The organism is Sphingosinicella microcystinivorans, assembly GCF_027941835.1.
In the GTDB taxonomy this organism is placed as follows: domain Bacteria; phylum Pseudomonadota; class Alphaproteobacteria; order Sphingomonadales; family Sphingomonadaceae; genus Sphingosinicella.
In genome coordinates, this window is sequence record NZ_CP116005.1 from 1,722,411 (window position 1) to 1,739,118 (window position 16,708).

Sequence of the window (16,708 nt, forward strand, 5' to 3'; positions counted from 1 at the left end):
TGGATGCGCCCCGCCCCCGGCCCCTCCCCTGAAGGGGAGGGGGGAGACGGTGCCCGGCCGTCCTAGAAGTTGACGAGGAAGTTGAGCCTGAGGCGGTTCTGCCAGTCGATGGGGCCGACGACGCCGTCCTTCTGCCGGTAGCGGTAGTAGGTGGCGTTGAGGACGAGGTTGTGCTTGGGCACGAAGTCGACGGCGAGCGTGTGCTGCATGTAGTTCGTCGCGATGTTGGTGTTGTCGTGGCTGAACGCCGCCAGCACCGCGTCCGTCTCCGCCTCGGCGTAGCCGTAGGTGAAGCGCCAGTCGCCGGGCTTGCTGGCGCGGCCGACGAGGAGGTCGACGCCGAAGCCGGTGTCGGCGTCGGTCGCCGCGCCGTAGTTGTGCACGTAGTCGCCGACGAGGCGCACCGGCCATTTCTCGCCGAGACCGTTCCACGTGAGCGCGGCGATCACGTCGAGCAGGTTGAAGTCGGAGAGGTAGCGGCCGCCCGCGAACAGGTTGGAGCGGAAGTCGCCCGCATCGGCGCCCGCGAGGCTGCGGAGGGAATAGTCGTAGTAGCCGACCGCGAGCTCGGCCTGAACGGGCGCCGGGGGCGTCTGCACCGAGAGCTGGCCGCCGATCATGCGGCTGTCCGGCCCGGCGACCGATTCGTCGACGAGGAAGTAGAGGCCGCTCGCCTTCACCTTCACGCCGCCGAGATCGGCGGTGTACGCGGCCGACGCGCCCTGCGGGGAGACGTCGCCGTCCCAGACCAGCTCGGTGCGGACAAACGGCTGCGGGATCTTGCCGAGGTGGACCTGAAGGTCGCCGGGGGTAAGGCGGATATAGGCCTGATCGAGGCTGACCTGGAGGTCGTCGTCGAAGTTCGACAGCGTCATGTCGGTGGAGTTGGGATCGTCGGGGTCGCCCGTGGCGAGCTGGCCGCCGACGGTCAGCCAGTCGTTCACCGCATAGGCGGCGCGCAGGCGGGCGCGCAGCACGCCGCGGTCGCGGTCGCGCGCGCCGGCGATGCCGAAGTTGGACTCGTAGCGCACGCGCACGTCGCCCGAGAGGCTGAGGCGCGAAGGCCCGCTGTCGGCGGGGGCGGCGGTCGTGACGATGGCGTTCGGCGCGGGGGGCGGCGCAGCCGCCACGGCGACCGGCGTTTCGCGCTGCTTCGCGAGCGCGCCTTCCAGCTCGGCGATGCGCGCCTGCGCGCGCGTCTGCTCGGCGCGCAGCGCCTCGACCGCAGCCTTCAACTCGGCGATGTCGTCCGCGGGGGCCGCCTGTGCCGACACCGGCGCCAGCGCGCTTCCCAGCAGCAACGACGCGCAGACGGGCAGGCGCCATCCGCGCAGAAAACGGAACGTATACGTCATAAATTCCCCTTTTGGGCAAGCAAAGGAAGCGCCGGGGCCGGCACCGCACGCCGCCGATAGCAGCATTTCGCTGGCATGTCGCTGACACGGGCCGTCAGCGAACTGTCAGATTGGCCGCGGGAGGGTCGGCCTCGGTGCGGCGTCAGCGCGATGCGGGCGGCGGCCCGCCGAGGAAATCGGCGGCGCTGAAGCCTTCGGGCGCTTCGACCTCGACGATCGGCTCGGGGCGGTTGTCGTATTCCATGCGGAGCGCGCGCGTGATGACGGCGTGCATGTCGTAGAGGCAGGTGATGTAGGTGAACTCGAAGATCTGCTCGTCGTCCCAGAAGGTCTTCAGCTTTTGGAACACGGCGTCGGGGACGCGCCCGCCCGCGCCGGACAGGCAGTCCGCATAGGCGAGCACGGCGCGCTCCTCGTCGCTGAACAGGTCGGAGACCGTCCAGTGCGGGATGGCGGCGATCTTCTCGTCGCTGACGCCGAGGCCGCGCAGCGACTTGCAGTGCTGCGAGAAGACGAACTGGCTCTGCTTCACCCACCCGGCGCGCGTCTGCCCGAGCTCGCGCAGCACGGGGTCGATGCGCCGCGCCGGGTTCCGGTAGAGCGCGAAGCCGTCGACGGCGTGCCGGAAGATGTCCGGCGAGAGCGCGTAGACGGTCCACCAGTCGCCGGGCGTGCCGGTCGCGGTGCCCGGCTCGGCGACCGGGCAGCGCGCGCCGAACAGCCGCGTGTAGTAGCGCTCGACGACCTCGTCCCTGACCTCGGAGCGGGGCACCTGGCGAAGCACGGGCATGGGCGGGTTCCTGTCGGCGTTGTTCACGGGCCGACCGTGCGAACCGCCCTCGCCGGTGTCAACCGGATATGTAGAACCCTAACTATTTCGCGGCCTTCACCTTGGCGCGGAAGGCGTGCAGCAGCGGCTCGGTGTAGCCGCTCGGTTGGGCCACGCCTTCGAACACCAGCGCCCGCGCCGCCTGATAGGCGAGGCTCGTGTCTTCGTGCCCCGACATCGGCCGGTAGAGCGGGTCCCCGGCGTTCTGTGCGTCGACCTTCGCGGCCATGCGCGCGAAGGCGGCGTCGACGTCCGCCGCCGTGCAGACGCCGTGCAGCAGCCAGTTCGCCATGTGCTGCGAGGAGATGCGCAGCGTGGCGCGGTCCTCCATCAGGCCGATGTCGTGGATGTCGGGCACCTTCGAGCAGCCAACGCCCTGATCCACCCAGCGCACGACATAGCCGAGGATGCCCTGCGCGTTGTTGTCGAGCTCCTCGCGGATTTCCTCAGGAGACCAGTTGCGCCCGGCGGCGAGCGGGACGGTGAGCAGCGCGCCCAGGCTGTCGATGCCCTCCGCCTTGCGCTCCTGCTGGCGCGCGAAGACGTCGACGGCGTGGTAGTGCGTGGCGTGCAGCGTGGCGGCCGTGGGCGAGGGCACCCACGCGGTGTTGGCACCCGTGCGGGGATGGCCGATCTTCTGCTCCAGCATGTCCGCCATGCGGTCGGGCGCCGCCCACATGCCCTTGCCGATCTGCGCCTTGCCGGAAAGCCCGCAGGCGAGGCCGATCTGCACGTTGCGGTTCTCGTAGGCGGCGATCCACGCGCTCGTCTTCATGTCGCCCTTGCGGATCATCGCGCCCGCGCGCATCGAGGTGTGGATCTCGTCGCCGGTGCGGTCGAGGAAGCCGGTGTTGATGAACACGATGCGGTTCTTCACCGCTTCGATGCAGGCGGCGAGGTTCGCGGAGGTGCGCCGCTCCTCGTCCATCACGCCGACCTTGATCGTGTGGCGCGGAAGGCCGAGCAGGTCCTCGATCGCGTCGAACAGGCGGTTCGTGAAACCGGCCTCCTCGGGGCCGTGCATCTTCGGCTTCACGATGTAGATCGAGCCCGCGCGGCTGTTCACGAAGCGGCCCCGGCGCCTCAGGTCGTGGACGGCGATGAGGCTGGTGACGATGCCGTCGAGAATGCCTTCGGGCGCTTCCGATCCGTCCGGCAGACGCACGGCGGGCGTCGTCATCAGGTGGCCGACGTTGCGCACGAAGAGCAGGCTGCGGCCGGGCAGGGTGAACGCCGTGCCGTCCGGCGCGGCGTATTCGCGGTCGGCGTTCAGGCGGCGGGTCATCATGCGCCCGCCCTTCTCGAACGTGTCCTCGAGGTCGCCCTTCATCAGGCCGAGCCAGTTCGCGTAAGCGGCGACCTTGTCCTCGGCATCGACGGCGGCGACCGAGTCCTCGAGGTCGACGATCGTCGACAGTGCCGATTCGAGGATCACGTCGGCGAGGCCCGCCGGATCGTCCTTGCCGATCGGGTGCGCGCGGTCGATGACGAGTTCGATGTGGAGGCCGTTGTGGCGCAGTAGCAGATTCTCGCCCGCGCGGCCGACGAGTTGCGCCGGGTCGGCGAGCGCGGGCATGCCTCCCGTCCAGTCCGCCCACGAGCCGCTGGCGAGCGGCACCGCGCGGTCGAGGAACGCCTTCGCCCACGCGATGACCTCGGCGCCGCGCGCGGGGTCGTAGCCCTTACCGGCGGGCGCGCCGGGGATCGCGTCCGTACCGTAGAGCGCGTCGTAGAGGCTGCCCCAGCGGGCGTTGGCGGCGTTGAGCACGAAACGCGCGTTCAGCACCGGCACGACGAGCTGCGGCCCGGCGAGCGTCGCAAGCTCGGCGTCGACGTTTTCGGTGGTGATCGTGAACGGCGCAGGCTCGGGCACGAGGTAGCCGATCTCGCGCAGGAACGCCTGATATTCGGCGTCGTCGACCGGCTTTCCGGCGCGCGCTTCGTGCCATGCGTCGATGCGCGCCTGAAGGTCGTTGCGTGTCCCGAGAAGCGCGGCGTTCTCCGGCGCGAAGCGGGCATAGATGTCGGCGACGCCCGCCCAGAAGGCGTCCCCGTCCACGCCCGTGCCGGGCAGCGCCTTGTCCTCGATGAAGCGGACGAGGTCGTCCGCGATCCGGAGGCCGTTCTTGTCGATTGTCGTCATGGCTTGGTCCCGATGCTGTGTTCGCGGCTTCATAGACGAGCGGGAACTCGTGCGGTAGATGAACGAAAATTAAAGCAGCTTTTCCTTAAAGGAACAAATCGGATGGATGCGGATTACGCACTGTTCGCAAGGATCGTCGAAAGCGGCAGCCTCTCGGCGGCGGGCCGCGCGGTGGGACTTTCACCCGCGATGGTCTCGAAGCGGCTGGCGCGGCTTGAAGCGCGGCTCGGCGCGGCGCTCGTCAACCGCACCACGCGGCGCCTCGCGCTCACCGAGACGGGCGAACGCTTCCACCGCGACGTGCTGGCGATCCTGAAGGCGGTCGAGGAGGCGGAGGCGCGGGTCGCGGGCCAGAGCGCGGGTCCATCGGGCCTGCTGCGCGTGTCGGCGCCGACCTCGTTCGGAAGGCTCCACATCGCGCCGCACCTCAAGCGCTTTCTGGACGACTATCCGCGCGTCGAACTGGACCTCGACCTTTCCGACGGGTTCGTCGACCTGATGGCTGAGCGCATCGACGTGGCGGTGCGCATCACGCCCGCGGTCGGCGGCGGCGTGACGGCGCGGCGGCTGGCCACCAACCGCCGCATCCTCTGCGCGGCGCCAGCCTATATCGCGGAGCACGGCGCGCCGGAGGACACGGCGGCGCTCGCCCGGCACCGGCTGCTCGCCGCGACCGGTCAGTTCCCGTGGCGGCTATCCGGCGCGGACGAGAACTCAGGCGCGCGCACGGTCGCCATCGACGGCACCAGCCGCGTGCGCACCAATTCGAGCGAGGTCGTCCGCGAGCTTTGCATCGCCGGGGTCGGCATCGCGCTCCGCTCGCTATGGGACGTGAGCGCTGACCTTGCCGCCGGGCGGCTCGTCCGCATCCTGTCGGACTGCGAGGGATCGGCGGACGTCGGCATCTACGCCGTCTCCCCCCGCCGCACCGAAATCGCCCCCGCCGTGCGCGCGTTCACGGATTTCCTCGAAAGCCTCTACAGGCCTGTGCCGCTGTGGGAGCGTCAGCCGCCGCTCACCGGCACTGCCGTCTTGTAAACGATCGGCCGCAGCGCGAAGCTCGTCGTCACCTGCGCGACGCCCTCGATGCGGGTGAGGCGTCGCAGCACGTCCTCGAAGTCGGAGAGGGAGGGGACGAGGACGCGGAGCTGGTAGTCGGCCTCGCCGGTCATCAGGTAGCATTCCATCACCTCGGGGAAATCGGCGACGGCAGTTTCGAAGATGTCGAGGTGCTTTTCGTCCTGCTGGTTCAGGCGCACACGCACGAAGGCGCTGATGGTGAGGCCGACACGGGTGGGGCTCACCAGCGCGACATAGCCGGTGATGATGCCGTCCGCCTCGAGCTGGCGGACGCGGCGCAGGCACGGGCTCGGCGACAGGCCGACCTTCTCGGAAAGCTCCTGATTGGTGATGCGGCCGTCCTCCTGCAGGCACTCCAGGATTTTGACATCGAGCGTATCGAGCGGCTGTGTTGGCACAAAATTGCTTTCCAAAGGTCTCATCTAATCGTTTCTGCTAAAATCACGGGTCTGTCGACCCCATTTCGCAAGGACCGCGCGCGCCCGGGCGTAATATACGGACGGCTGGCATCCAGTGCGGAGCAGACAGATGGCAGTGACGGTTTCCAGTCCCGATACGGTGAGCACGCTCGAGGACCTCGAGGCGCGGCTGCGCTGGCTTGCATCGTGGACGATCCACAACGCCAACCACGTCCGCGAGAACGTCGACGGCATCAAGGTGGGCGGCCATCAGGCGAGCTGCGCTTCGATGAGCGCGATCATGGCGGCGCTCTATTTCCATGCGCTGGGGCCGAACGACCGCGTGGCGGTGAAGCCCCATGCGGGCCCGCTGCTGCACGCGATCCACTACCTGCTCGGCAACGAGGGGCTGGACAAGTTGAAGGCGTTCCGCGGCCTCGGGGGCGTGCAATCCTACCCCTCGCGCACCAAGGACGTGATCCCGGTCGATTTCTCCACGGGCTCCGTGGGCCTCGGCGTCGCGGTCACGGCCTTCGCCAGCCTCGTGCAGGACTACATGATCGCGCACGGCCTAATGGCGGAGGCGGACGCGGGCCGCATGATCGCGCTGATGGGCGACGCCGAGCTCGACGAGGGCAACATCTACGAGTGCCTGATCGAGGCCTACAAGCACGACATCCGCAACTGCTGGTGGATCGTCGACTACAACCGCCAGTCGCTCGACGCGACCACCGCCGACCGCATGTTCCGCCGCTTCGACGACATCTTCGAGACCTGCGGCTGGCGGGTGGTGACGCTGAAGCACGGGAGGCACCAGCGCGCGGCGTTCAGGGAGCCGGGCGGGCAGGCGCTCGCCGACTGGATCGACAACTGCCCGAACGCCGATTACGCGGCGCTCACCTATCAGGGCGGCGCGGCGTGGCGGCAGCGGCTGACCGCGGACATCGGCAGCGTGCGCGGCGTGAAGGCGCTGCTTGCGAAGCGCGACGATGCGGCGCTCGCCGAGCTGATGACCAACCTCGGCGGCCACTGCCTCGAAACGCTGACGGAGGCGTTCGGCGGCGCCGACGACGACCGCCCGACGCTGTTCATCGCCTACACGATCAAGGGCTTCGGCCTGCCGCTCGCCGGGCACAAGGACAATCACGCCGGGCTGATGACGCCCAATCAGATCGCCGAGCTGCGCAGCCGCCTCGGCATCGCGGAAGGCGAGGAGTGGGCGCCGTGGGCGGGGCTCGGCGGCAATGCCGCCGCGGCCGCGAAGGCGATGGCCGAGGCGGCGCCGATCCGGCGCAGCAAGGACGCGCGGCCCGTCGATTCGATCCCGGTGCCGACGCTGGAGGCGCCGCGCGATGCCGAGCAATCGACGCAGGCGGCGTTTGGCAAGATATTGTTCGAGCTGGTGAAGTCCGGGCATCCGCTCGCCGCGCGCATCGTCACCACCTCGCCGGACGTGACCGTCTCCACGAACCTCGGCGGCTGGGTGAACCTGCGCGGGCTGTTCCGCCGCCAGGACCTCGCCGACGTGTTCCAGAAGGCGAAGATTCCGTCCGCGCAGAAATGGTCGGGTGCGCCCGCCGGGCAGCACATCGAGCTCGGCATCGCGGAGAACAACCTGTTCGTGATGCTCGCCGCGCTGGGCCTCGCGGGCGACCTCTTCGGCGAGCAATTGATGCCGGTCGGCACCGTCTACGATCCGTTCATCGCGCGCGGCCTCGATGCGCTCAACTACGCCTGCTATCAGGACGCGCGCTTCATGCTGGTGGCGACGCCCTCGGGCGTCACGCTCGGGCCGGAAGGCGGCGCGCACCAGTCGATCAACCCGCCGCTGATCGCGATGGGCCAGCCGGGCCTGACGCACTACGAACCCGCCTTCGCGGACGAGCTGGCGCTGATGATGGAGCACGGCTTCCGCCACATGCAGGCGGCGGACGGCGGCTCGATCTATCTCCGCCTCACCACGCGCAGCATCTTGCAGGCACGGCGCGAGGACGACACGTGGCAGGCGGATGCCCTGAAAGGCGCCTATTGGCTGCGGCGCCCCGCGGAGGGCAGCGAGGCGGCGGTGGTCGCGATGGGCGCGGTGATGCCCGAAGCCATCGCGGCGTGGGAGCTGCTGGAGGCCGACCTTCCCGGCCTCGGCCTGCTCGCCGTCACCTCGCCGACGCTGCTCCATCGCGACTGGAGCGCCGCGCGCGCCGCGCGCTGGCAGGGCCGGGCGCGGGAGACGTCGCACATCGAGACGCTGCTCGGCACGCTCGCGCCGAACGCCGGGCTCGTCACCGTGCTCGACGGCTCCCCGGCGGCGCTGTCGTGGCTCGGCGGCGTCCTCGGCCACCGCGTCAGCCCGCTCGGCACCGACCGCTTCGGGCAGACCGGCAACCTTCCCGATCTCTACCGCGCCTATCGCCTCGACGCGGACGCGATCGTGGAGGCGGCGGCGGAGCTGTTTCTCTAGGGCCGATCGCCGTTCAGCCCTGACGGTCTGCGACCGGCGGTTTTTCGCCGTTTCCCGGCTCATGCCCGGATGTCAGAAAGTCCCGATTTTTGGGGCACACGCGCCTGTGAGCACGTCATCGACAAATTCGATCTGACTGATTGAAATTATGAACGCCAAGAAAACAGGCGAATCGTTCTATGATCCCGTCATCTCGTTTGTCGCGTCGATTTCCGCTTCTTCACCAATGGGGAGGGTTTCATGAAGAAGAAGTTATTGACAGGCATTATCATTAGTTCGACGGTATTGTTCTGCGGCGCCGCGACATTTGCCGCCAATCCCGCGACATTCGCCGATCTCGTAAAGCAACTACAGGCCGAAAAGCCGAAGTTCGCCAAGCGGCAGCAGGACATGCTCGCCGCGCGCTACGACCTCGCCAACCGGCCCGCGGCCGGCGTCACCATGTCCGGCGGCAAGGCCGTGCAGGCGGGCGTGCGCGTGAAGCTGCCGGCCGGCACGACGTGGGAGCAGCTCGCGGAGATGTCCCCGGACGATATCCGCGAGAAGGGCCTCTGGCCCGCGGGCTTCTATCCGCTACCGCACCCGCACCACGAGGCGGGCGGCATGATCTTCCCGAAGCACGTGATCGAGCGGACGAAGAAGGACGCCGGGCGCGACATCTCGCGCTTCGATCTCGATTTCGACCTGCCCGAGCACATGCTCGCGGAATTCCCGGCGCCGATCTACCTGACGACGCGGCCCGATCTCGGCGACGTGTCGCGCGGGCAGCTGGTGACGACGCAGAACTACTACGACCTGTTCAAGGACGCGCTCAATCCGAAGCAGCTCGACGGGCTGCGCCTCCTGGTGACGCCGTTCCCGCAGCAGCAGTTCAACAACACCGACGACCGCCGGAGCCTCGAGCCGAGCCTCGGCGTGTCCTGCTTCGACTGCCATGCGAACGGACACACCAACAACGCGACGCATACCGTGGGCGACATCCGGCCCAACGAGTTCCGCCACCGCATCGACACGCCGACGCTGCGCGGCGTGAACGTCCAGCGCCTGTTCGGGTCGCAGCGGGCGCTGAAGACGGTGGAGGACTTCACCGAGTTCGAGCAGCGCGCGGCCTATTTCGACGGCGACCCGACGACCGCCGCGAAGAAGGGCGTCAACACGCTTAACCGCGCCGACCAGGTGCACGCGATGGCGGAGTTCCAGGAGCTTCTGGACTTCCCGCCGGCGCCCAAGCTCAATGTGCTCGGCAAGCTCGATCCGGCGAAGGCGACGGCGGCCGAGCTTCGTGGCGAGGCGCTGTTCAACGGCAAGGGGCAATGCTCGGTGTGCCACTCGGGACCGTATTTCACGGACAACCTGATGCACAACCTGAAGACCGAGCGCTTCTTCAAGCCGAAGATGATCAACGGCCGCTATGCCGTGATGGACGGGCCGATCAAGACCTTCCCGCTGCGCGGCATCAAGGACTCGCCGCCCTATCTGCACGACAACCGGCTGATGACGCTCGACGACGCGGTCGAGTTCTTCAACATCGTGCTCCAGACGAAGCTGACGGCGGACGAGAAGAAGGACCTCGTCGCGTTCCTCTACACGCTGTGAGGCGCGGGCGTCCCGGCGCAGGGCCGGGACGCCCCGCTCTCAGAAGGCGGATTTCCGGATGTCGCCCGGTTTCAGCGATTTGACGAGCGGCAGGTAGGCGCGGCAGGCGATGGTTTCCAGCCAGCCCATGCGGTGCCGCCACGGCTTCTCGTGGCCCGCGAAGATCGTGGTGCCCTCGAGCGAGGCGGAAATGAACAGGGCGACGGTTTCGCGCTCGTCCTCGGGCAGCGCCGGATTGAGTTCCGCGATCAGCTCGTTGAGGACGGCGCGCGCGCGGCGGTAGACCTCGTCGACCCGCTCGGAGACGAACGGGTCGTGATTGGCGAGCGCCCAGATTTCCGGGAAGAAGCGCGTCGTCTTCTTGGTGGTGATGTCCTCCAGGATCAGCCGGACGATGCTTTCGAAGCGCTCCTCGACGCTGGTGCCTTCGTCGTGGCTGATCGCGTCGAACGATTCCTCGTAGCTGCTGATCACGGCATCGAAGAGCGCGCGGACGAGTTCGTCGCGCGTGGGGAAATAATATGTGATGTTGCCGAGCTTCATGCCGCAGGCCTTGGCGATCGCCCGCATCGTCACGGCGCGGTAGCCGTGCTCGACGAGGATGGTGAGCGCCGCGCGCAGGATCTGCTCCACGCCGTCCTGCCCACGCGCATAGCCGCCCTCGCGCGGCACCACCTTCAGATCCGGAACGATGAACTCAGGCAACACGGGACTCCTTCGACTCTCGCCGGAGCGTCTAGCGCGCTGATTCTGAACCGACAAATTAGTACGCTTGACAAAAATTGGACACAAGACCTAAATCATTTTCACGCTTGTGGGAAGTGCGACTCGTCGAAGGACGAGGCGGAGGGAGAGGAATCATGTCACGACGCGCCGGGATTCTGGCTGCCACGCTGTTGTTTGCCGCGGCCAGCGCCGCAACGAACGGCGCCAATGCACAGCAGGCCTTTCCGCAGCCGCTCCCCGAAGAGCCGATTCCGGCGGTGGCGACGCTGCCGGAGCGCTATCCCGACAGCTACGTCTTCGTGCACGACCTGCACTTCAAGAGCATCCTCGACGGGCGCGCGGCCATCGTGGACGTCTCCTCGCCCGCCTTCGCGGTGAAGGGGCAGGTGCCGGTCGCGCAGTTCGGCACGCTGCTGCCCTCGGTTTCGGGCAGCGAAATCTACACCGGCGAGACCTTCCTCTCGCGCCTGACGCGCGGCGAGCGCACGGACGTCATCTCCATCTGGGACAAGGCGACGCTTGCGCCCAAGGGCGAGATCGTGCTGCCGGGCGGCAAGCGCGGCATGTTCGTGACGCTGAAGAACGCCATGCAGTTCACGAACGGCGAGAAGTGGATGCTGGTGTTCAACTTCACGCCGGGCGCCTCGGTGACGGTGGTCGACCTCGAAGGGCGCAAGGTCCTCGGCGACATCGACCTGCCGGGCTGCTCGCTCGTCTACCCCACTGGCCTGCGCGGTTTCACCTCGCTCTGCGCCGACGGCACGCTGATGACGGTGCTGCTCGACGCGGCCGGCGCCGCGCGGTCGACGACGTCGAGCAAGGCGGTCAACGACATCGACAACGATCCGTGGTTCATGACGCCCGCGATGGCGGGCCGCACGGCGTGGTTCGTCAGCTTCAAGGGCAGGCTGCGCGGGTTCGACCTCTCCGGCGACAAGCCGCGCGACCTCGGCGGTTTCGCGATGGTGCCGGGGGACGCCGCGAAGGGCTATCGTCCCGGCGGCTGGCAGGTGGCCTCCGCCGATGCGGCGGGGCGCGTCTACGTGCTGATGGACCCGAACGGCGAGCCGGGCAGCCACAAGAACGGCGGCACCGAGGTCTGGGTCGCGGACACGGCGAAGAAGGCCGTGGCGCGCAAGATCGCCATGAAGAACCACACGCTGTCGATCGAGGTGACGGCGGGCGCGAAGCCCTGGCTCGTCGCGGCGCGGCCCGACGGCAACCTCGACGTATACGACGCGAACAGCGGCGATTTCCTCCACACGGTCGCAGAGGTCGTGAACGACCCGATGACCATGACGGCAGCGGGCAAATGAGCTTCGCGGGTGACAGCATCGCGCTGTTCCTCGCGCTCGTCCTGCTCTCGGCGGCCGCCCACAAGGCATTCCAGCCGGAGCGCATGGCGGGGGCGGCGGCACGGCTCGCCGGCACCGGCACGGGCTTCGGCAAGGCCCTTGCGGCGACCGCCGGCGCGACGGAGTTCCTCGCGGCGATCGCGCTGCTGTTCGCCGCGACGCGGCCGGCAGGCGCGGCCATCGCCGCAGGTCTCTGGCTCGTCTATGCCGTGCTGCTGGTGCGGCGGCGCGGCGAGGCGTTCGATTGCGGCTGCACCTTCGGCGCGCACGCCGCAGCTCCCCGGGTCTTCGCTCCGGCGCGCGCCATCCTCTTCGCGGGCCTTGCGGTCGCGGCGGCGCTGCTGCCGGCGGGCGCGGGTTCGCCCGAGCCGCTGTTCGCGGCGCTCGCCCTCTTCAGCCTGCAGTCCGCCGCCGGTGAGCTGGCGGCCATCCCCGACCCCCATTGGAGGCACGCATGAGCATGATCGTCGTCTCGCAGGTGCTGCTCTGGATCACCGTCGCCGTGCTCGGCGTGCTCGTCGCGGCGCTCGCGCGGCAGGTCGGCGTGCTCCACGAGCGCATCGCCCCGGCGGGCGCGCTGACGCTGCACCAGGGCGTGAAGGCGGGCGACGTCGCGCCGGAAATGCACGTGAAGTCGCTGGACGGCAATGCCGTCGTGATCGGCGGCGCGCGGGGCCGCAGCCAGCTGATCCTCTTCCTGTCGCCCGATTGCCCGGTCTGCAAGACGCTGTTGCCGGTGTTCAAGTCGGCCGCCGCCGCCGAGCGCGGCTGGCTCGACGCGATCCTCGCGAGCGATGGAGACGAGGCCGCGCACCGGCGCCTGATGATGGCCGAAGGTCTTGCGGGTTTCCCCTATGTCCTCTCCGAGGACCTCGGCCGCCGCTTCGGCGTCTCGAAGCTGCCCTATGCCGTGCTGATCGGCGAGGACGGACGCATCGCGTCGCTCGGCCTCGTCAACACGCGTGAACATCTCGAAAGCCTGTTCGAAGCCAAGGAGCGCGGCGTCGCCTCGCTCCAGGACTTCCTGGCGAAGCGGTAAAAGAGGGGAAGCGGTCATGGCCATCGACAAGATCACCGAAGCGCTCACCCGGCGGGTGGCGAAAACGACCTCGCGCCGCAGCCTGCTGACGCTGATCGGCGGCGCGATCACTGGCGCGGCGGCGTTCCCCGTGCTGCCGGTCTCGCGCGCCTATGCGTCGGCGAACCCGGTGCACGGCGGCGCGAGCGGCGGGGTCGCCCCGCAGCCGACCGGCAACCCGCAGGATCCCGGCGATCAGGCGAGCTGCGACTACTGGCGCTACTGCGCGATCGACGGCTATCTCTGCTCGTGCTGCGGCGGCACGGCGAGCACCTGCCCGCCCGGCACGGAGATGTCGCCGATCACGTGGATCGGCACCTGCCTCAACCCGGCGGACAACCGCTCCTACATCATCAGCTACAACGACTGCTGCGGGAAATCCTCGTGCGGGCGGTGCCTGTGCAACCGCAACGAGGGCGACCGGCCGATGGTGCGGCCGCAGGAGAACAACGACATCAACTGGTGCCTCGGCACGTCGAGCGCGATCTACAACTGCTCGACCGCCGTCATCCTCGGCGTGGCGCTGGACAAATGACGATGCTGCGCGCGGGCGTCGCGATGCTGCTGCTGGCGCTGCCCGCCGCCGCACAGGCTGCGGACGGCCCGACGCTCTACAAGCGCTGCGCGGCGTGCCACCTCGCGACCGGCGCGGGCGTGCCGGGGGCGTTCCCGTCGCTGAAGATCGAGCCGGCGGCGCTGGCCGCGAAGCCGGACGGGCGGCGCTTTCTCGTCCTCTCCGTGACGCGCGGGCTTTCGGGGCCGCTGGTGGCGGACGGCAAGACCTATCGCGGCGTGATGCCCGCGCAGGCCACCATGAAGGACGACGAGGTCGCCGCCGTGCTGAACCACGTGCTGGACGCGATCGCGGTGGCCGACAAGGCGGTACGGCGCTTCGATGCCGATGAAGTGGCGGGCATCCGCAAGGGCGGCGCGACGCTGACGTCGCGGCACGTCGCCGAACTCAAGGCCGCGATCAAGTGATCCTGCGCGGCGCTCTTGCGATTGCCGCCCTCGCGGGGCTCGCGGGCGCCACCTTCGCGGCGCAGGGCGTTTCGCCCGACACCGGCGTTTCCGACCCGGCGCTGGCGCGGCAGAACTGGATCCTGAAATGCCAGGGCTGCCACCGGCCGGACGCGACCGGCACGCCGGAGACGACGCCCGCGATGGCGGGGATCGTCGCGAAGTTCCTGCACGTGTCGGGCGGGCGCGAGTACCTGGCGCGCGTGCCGGGCGTGGCGACCGCGCCGCTGGACGACACGCAGCTCGCCGATCTCCTGAACTGGACATTGTACCGCTTCGACGGCGCGCACGTGCCCGCGGATTTCAGGCCCTATTCGGCCGAGGAAATCGGGCGGCTGCGCAAGGCGCCGCTCCGCACCGAGGCGCCTGCCGTCCGCGCGGCGCTCGCCGCCAGGATCAACGCTCTTGCAGAGAGCGACCTTTAGACCTGTGGGAAAATAAAAGGGGAAGTCATGAACACGAAATCTTCAGGAAGGACGGCCGCGTTCGCTGCCATCATGCCGCTTCTGCTGGCGGGGACCGCCGGCGTCGCACACGCGCAGGAAGCGGCCGAGGCGCCGCCGGTGGACACGGAAATCGTCATCACCGCGACGAAGCGCGCCGAGCGGCTCCAGGACGTGCCGATCTCGGTCTCCGCGATCGGCGGCGACCAGCTTTCGAAGTCGCGCGTCACGAACGCCGACGATCTCGTCACCAAGGTGGCGAACCTGCAGCTCACCAGCATTGTCGGCGACAACACGCCGATCTTCGCGCTGCGCGGCGTTTCGATGTCGGACTACAGCCTCAACCAGTCGCGACCTATTACGACGAGGTCTACAAGGGCAATTTCGCGTTCCTCGGCGTCGCCATGTACGACCTCGAGCGCGTCGAGGTGCTGCGCGGGCCGCAGGGCACGCTCTACGGCAAGAACACCACGGGCGGCGCGGTGAACCTGATCAGCCGCGCGCCGGAACTGGGCGAGACGAACGGCTACCTCAACCTCGGCTACGGCAACTACAACCGCATGGACGCGAGCGGCGCGATCAACGTGCCGATGGGCGACAAGGCGGCGGCGCGCGTCGCCTTCACCTTCGCGCGCGCGGACGGCTGGTTCAAGAACCAGCTGCCGGGCGAGCCTGACCTCGCGAGCGTGCGCGAATACGCGGTGCGCGCGTCCGTGCTGCTGGAGCCGTCGGACGGCGTGCGCTTCGTGCTGCGCGGCTCGACGAGCCTGCAGAACCCCCGCAACTACGGCATCTTCGCGCAGCCCGAGGACGTGAACCGCCCCGGCCTCAGCAAGCGCGAGATCGAGGCGAACGTCACCGACCGCCGCCGCGCGCGCACCTATTCGCTCGCGCTCACCGGCAACATCGACGTGTCGGACACGCTCACCGTCACCAGCATCACCTCGTGGGACAAGGGCACGCTGTTCTTCTACGAGGACACGGACGGCACGGCGACCGAGCTGCTGGAGATTCCCTACTACGACAAGGCGAACCAGTTCGCGCAGGACCTCCGGCTCACGAGCAACATGGGCGGACCCTTCGATTTCATCCTCGGCGCCTATTTCAACCGGGAGAAGGTGTTCAACCGCACCACGTTCGAGATCGCCAAGGACATTGATTTCGACGAGGAGCCGGGCGTCACCGACGCCGACTGCGCGATCGGCCTGCCGCTCGCCTGCCTGTTCCGCAACAGCTTCAACCAGGTGAAGAAGAGCCTCGCGCTCTATACCGACCTGAAATACGACATCACCGATTCGGTGACGCTGCGCGGCGGCCTGCGCTACACGCACGATACCGGGCGGCAGACCGATTTCGAATCGAACGCGCTGGGTCCGAACGAGGTTCTCGTCGCGAACCTCATTCCGCCTTCGAACCTCAAATACAGCACCGACAACATCTCGGGGAAGATCGGCGTCGATTTCAAGCTGGCGGACGGCGACCTCATCTACGCGCACTTCAGCCGGGGCTACCGGGCGAGCAGCTTCAACGCGCAGGCGTTCTTCGATCCGTCCGAGCTTTCCATCGCGAAGCCCGAGAAGGTGAACGCCTACGAGATCGGCGCCAAGACGCAGTTCGCGGGCCGCACGGTGACGCTGAACGTCGCGGCGTTCTACTACGACTACCGCAACCAGCAGTTCATCAACGTCGATCCGGTGACGGCGGCGCAGACGCTACTCAACATCCCGAAGTCGCGGATCATGGGCGGCGAGGCCGAGCTGAATGTCCGGGCGAGCGACATGCTCGGGCTGCGCGCCGGCCTCGGCCTCCTCGATTCGAAGATCAAGCGCGGCACGGTGAGCGGCGTCGACGTTTCGGGCAACGAGCTGTCGAACGCGCCGTCGATGACGCTGAACGGCGGCGTCGACCTCACCGTGATGGACTCGGACGCGGGCAGGCTCAGCCTGCACGGCGACGTCAGCTATTCCTCGAGCCAGTACTTCGAGGTGGTGAACGTGCCGCGCCTGCAGCAGGGCGCCTATGCGCTGCTCAGCGCCCATATCGACTTCGAAAGCGCCGACGGACGCTGGAACGCATCGCTGTGGGGCAAGAACCTCGGCAACGAGTTCTACTTCAGCTCGCGCGTGGACCTGCTCGAAGGCTTCGGTTTCGATTATAATCACATCGGCGCGCCGCGGACTTATGGTGTAACGGTGGGCTACAAGTTCTGAAGCAAGACGAGTTACGG

15 protein-coding genes are annotated in these 16,708 nt (G+C 68.3%); 10 read left to right on the forward strand and 5 right to left on the reverse strand.

Annotated elements, in window-relative coordinates; translation table 11 throughout:
* Positions 1-62: 62 nt before the first annotated feature.
* The 3 genes from PE061_RS08460 to PE061_RS08470 all read right to left on the reverse strand — a co-directional run bounded on the left by PE061_RS08460 (position 63) and on the right by PE061_RS08470 (position 4,327).
* A complete protein-coding gene (locus PE061_RS08460) occupies positions 63-1,355 on the reverse strand; it encodes a putative porin (protein ID WP_271258652.1) in 1,293 nt (430 codons plus the stop codon).
* A gap of 142 nt (positions 1,356-1,497) precedes the next feature.
* Complete coding sequence (locus PE061_RS08465; RefSeq protein ID WP_271258653.1) at positions 1,498-2,145, reverse strand: carboxymuconolactone decarboxylase family protein; 648 nt, start codon at positions 2,143-2,145, stop codon at positions 1,498-1,500.
* A gap of 82 nt (positions 2,146-2,227) precedes the next feature.
* Complete coding sequence (locus PE061_RS08470; protein WP_271258654.1) at positions 2,228-4,327, reverse strand: malate synthase G; 2,100 nt, start codon at positions 4,325-4,327, stop codon at positions 2,228-2,230.
* A 102-nt stretch (positions 4,328-4,429) separates the two neighbouring features.
* On the opposite strand from PE061_RS08470, the gene PE061_RS08475 reads away from it, so the two are divergent.
* Entirely contained in the window at positions 4,430-5,365 is a 936-nt protein-coding gene (locus PE061_RS08475; RefSeq protein ID WP_271258655.1) for a LysR family transcriptional regulator, read from the forward strand.
* On the opposite strand, the gene PE061_RS08480 is transcribed toward PE061_RS08475, so the two are convergent.
* Positions 5,332-5,805: an Lrp/AsnC family transcriptional regulator gene (locus tag PE061_RS08480; RefSeq protein ID WP_271258656.1), complete on the reverse strand. Its 474-nt coding sequence runs from the start codon at positions 5,803-5,805 to the stop codon at positions 5,332-5,334. The two genes, PE061_RS08475 and PE061_RS08480, sit on opposite strands and share 34 nt — an antisense overlap.
* Positions 5,806-5,935: 130 nt before the next feature.
* Here PE061_RS08480 and PE061_RS08485 point away from each other — a divergent pair, with 130 nt between their 5' ends.
* Together PE061_RS08485 and PE061_RS08490 are read left to right on the forward strand one after the other, a co-directional pair.
* Positions 5,936-8,263: a transketolase gene (locus tag PE061_RS08485; protein WP_271258657.1), complete on the forward strand. Its 2,328-nt coding sequence runs from the start codon at positions 5,936-5,938 to the stop codon at positions 8,261-8,263.
* Positions 8,264-8,503: 240 nt separating this feature from the next.
* Positions 8,504-9,859 carry a cytochrome B6 gene (locus PE061_RS08490; protein WP_271258658.1) on the forward strand — a complete coding sequence of 452 codons (1,356 nt, stop codon included), beginning with the start codon at positions 8,504-8,506 and terminating at the stop codon, positions 9,857-9,859.
* A 39-nt stretch (positions 9,860-9,898) separates the two neighbouring features.
* On the opposite strand, the gene PE061_RS08495 is transcribed toward PE061_RS08490, so the two are convergent.
* Positions 9,899-10,564 (reverse strand): TetR/AcrR family transcriptional regulator, encoded by a 666-nt coding sequence (locus PE061_RS08495; RefSeq protein WP_420794382.1) that lies wholly within the window; start codon positions 10,562-10,564, stop codon positions 9,899-9,901.
* A 155-nt stretch (positions 10,565-10,719) separates the two neighbouring features.
* Here PE061_RS08495 and PE061_RS08500 point away from each other — a divergent pair, with 155 nt between their 5' ends.
* Genes PE061_RS08500 through PE061_RS08530 form a run of 7 tightly spaced genes read left to right on the forward strand, consistent with a single transcriptional unit; the run spans position 10,720 to position 16,691 of the window.
* Positions 10,720-11,901 (forward strand): amine dehydrogenase large subunit, encoded by a 1,182-nt coding sequence (locus PE061_RS08500; protein WP_271258660.1) that lies wholly within the window; start codon positions 10,720-10,722, stop codon positions 11,899-11,901.
* A complete protein-coding gene (locus PE061_RS08505) occupies positions 11,898-12,398 on the forward strand; it encodes a MauE/DoxX family redox-associated membrane protein (protein ID WP_271258661.1) in 501 nt (166 codons plus the stop codon). The genes PE061_RS08500 and PE061_RS08505 overlap by 4 nt, the downstream gene beginning before the upstream one ends.
* Complete coding sequence (locus PE061_RS08510; RefSeq protein WP_271258662.1) at positions 12,395-12,979, forward strand: redoxin family protein; 585 nt, start codon at positions 12,395-12,397, stop codon at positions 12,977-12,979. The genes PE061_RS08505 and PE061_RS08510 overlap by 4 nt, the downstream gene beginning before the upstream one ends.
* A gap of 16 nt (positions 12,980-12,995) precedes the next feature.
* Positions 12,996-13,553, forward strand: coding sequence for a methylamine dehydrogenase light chain (locus tag PE061_RS08515; protein WP_271258663.1), 558 nt, complete (start codon positions 12,996-12,998; stop codon positions 13,551-13,553).
* The gene (locus PE061_RS08520; RefSeq protein ID WP_271258664.1) at positions 13,550-13,999 is read left to right on the forward strand and encodes a c-type cytochrome; all 450 of its coding nucleotides are present in this window, start codon (positions 13,550-13,552) and stop codon (positions 13,997-13,999) included. The genes PE061_RS08515 and PE061_RS08520 overlap by 4 nt, the downstream gene beginning before the upstream one ends.
* On the forward strand, positions 13,996-14,463 hold the full coding sequence (locus PE061_RS08525; RefSeq protein WP_271258665.1) for a cytochrome C: 468 nt from the start codon (positions 13,996-13,998) through the stop codon (positions 14,461-14,463). Before PE061_RS08520 ends, PE061_RS08525 begins: the two co-directional genes overlap by 4 nt.
* A gap of 38 nt (positions 14,464-14,501) precedes the next feature.
* Positions 14,502-16,691, forward strand: a complete 2,190-nt coding sequence (locus PE061_RS08530) for a TonB-dependent receptor (RefSeq protein WP_271259159.1) — start codon at positions 14,502-14,504, stop codon at positions 16,689-16,691.
* Positions 16,692-16,708 lie beyond the last annotated feature (17 nt).

What these genes read in the sequence shown, in the direction of transcription:
- PE061_RS08460 (WP_271258652.1), bottom strand. Translation starts at nt 1,355, where the DNA reads ATGACGTATACGTTCCGTTTTCTGCGCGGATGGCGCCTGCCCGTCTGC.
- PE061_RS08465 (WP_271258653.1), bottom strand. Translation starts at nt 2,145, where the DNA reads ATGCCCGTGCTTCGCCAGGTGCCCCGCTCCGAGGTCAGGGACGAGGTC.
- PE061_RS08470 (WP_271258654.1), bottom strand. Translation starts at nt 4,327, where the DNA reads ATGACGACAATCGACAAGAACGGCCTCCGGATCGCGGACGACCTCGTC.
- PE061_RS08475 (WP_271258655.1), top strand. Translation starts at nt 4,430, where the DNA reads ATGGATGCGGATTACGCACTGTTCGCAAGGATCGTCGAAAGCGGCAGC.
- PE061_RS08485 (WP_271258657.1), top strand. Translation starts at nt 5,936, where the DNA reads ATGGCAGTGACGGTTTCCAGTCCCGATACGGTGAGCACGCTCGAGGAC.
- PE061_RS08490 (WP_271258658.1), top strand. Translation starts at nt 8,504, where the DNA reads ATGAAGAAGAAGTTATTGACAGGCATTATCATTAGTTCGACGGTATTG.
- PE061_RS08500 (WP_271258660.1), top strand. Translation starts at nt 10,720, where the DNA reads ATGTCACGACGCGCCGGGATTCTGGCTGCCACGCTGTTGTTTGCCGCG.
- PE061_RS08505 (WP_271258661.1), top strand. Translation starts at nt 11,898, where the DNA reads ATGAGCTTCGCGGGTGACAGCATCGCGCTGTTCCTCGCGCTCGTCCTG.
- PE061_RS08510 (WP_271258662.1), top strand. Translation starts at nt 12,395, where the DNA reads ATGAGCATGATCGTCGTCTCGCAGGTGCTGCTCTGGATCACCGTCGCC.
- PE061_RS08515 (WP_271258663.1), top strand. Translation starts at nt 12,996, where the DNA reads ATGGCCATCGACAAGATCACCGAAGCGCTCACCCGGCGGGTGGCGAAA.
- PE061_RS08520 (WP_271258664.1), top strand. Translation starts at nt 13,550, where the DNA reads ATGACGATGCTGCGCGCGGGCGTCGCGATGCTGCTGCTGGCGCTGCCC.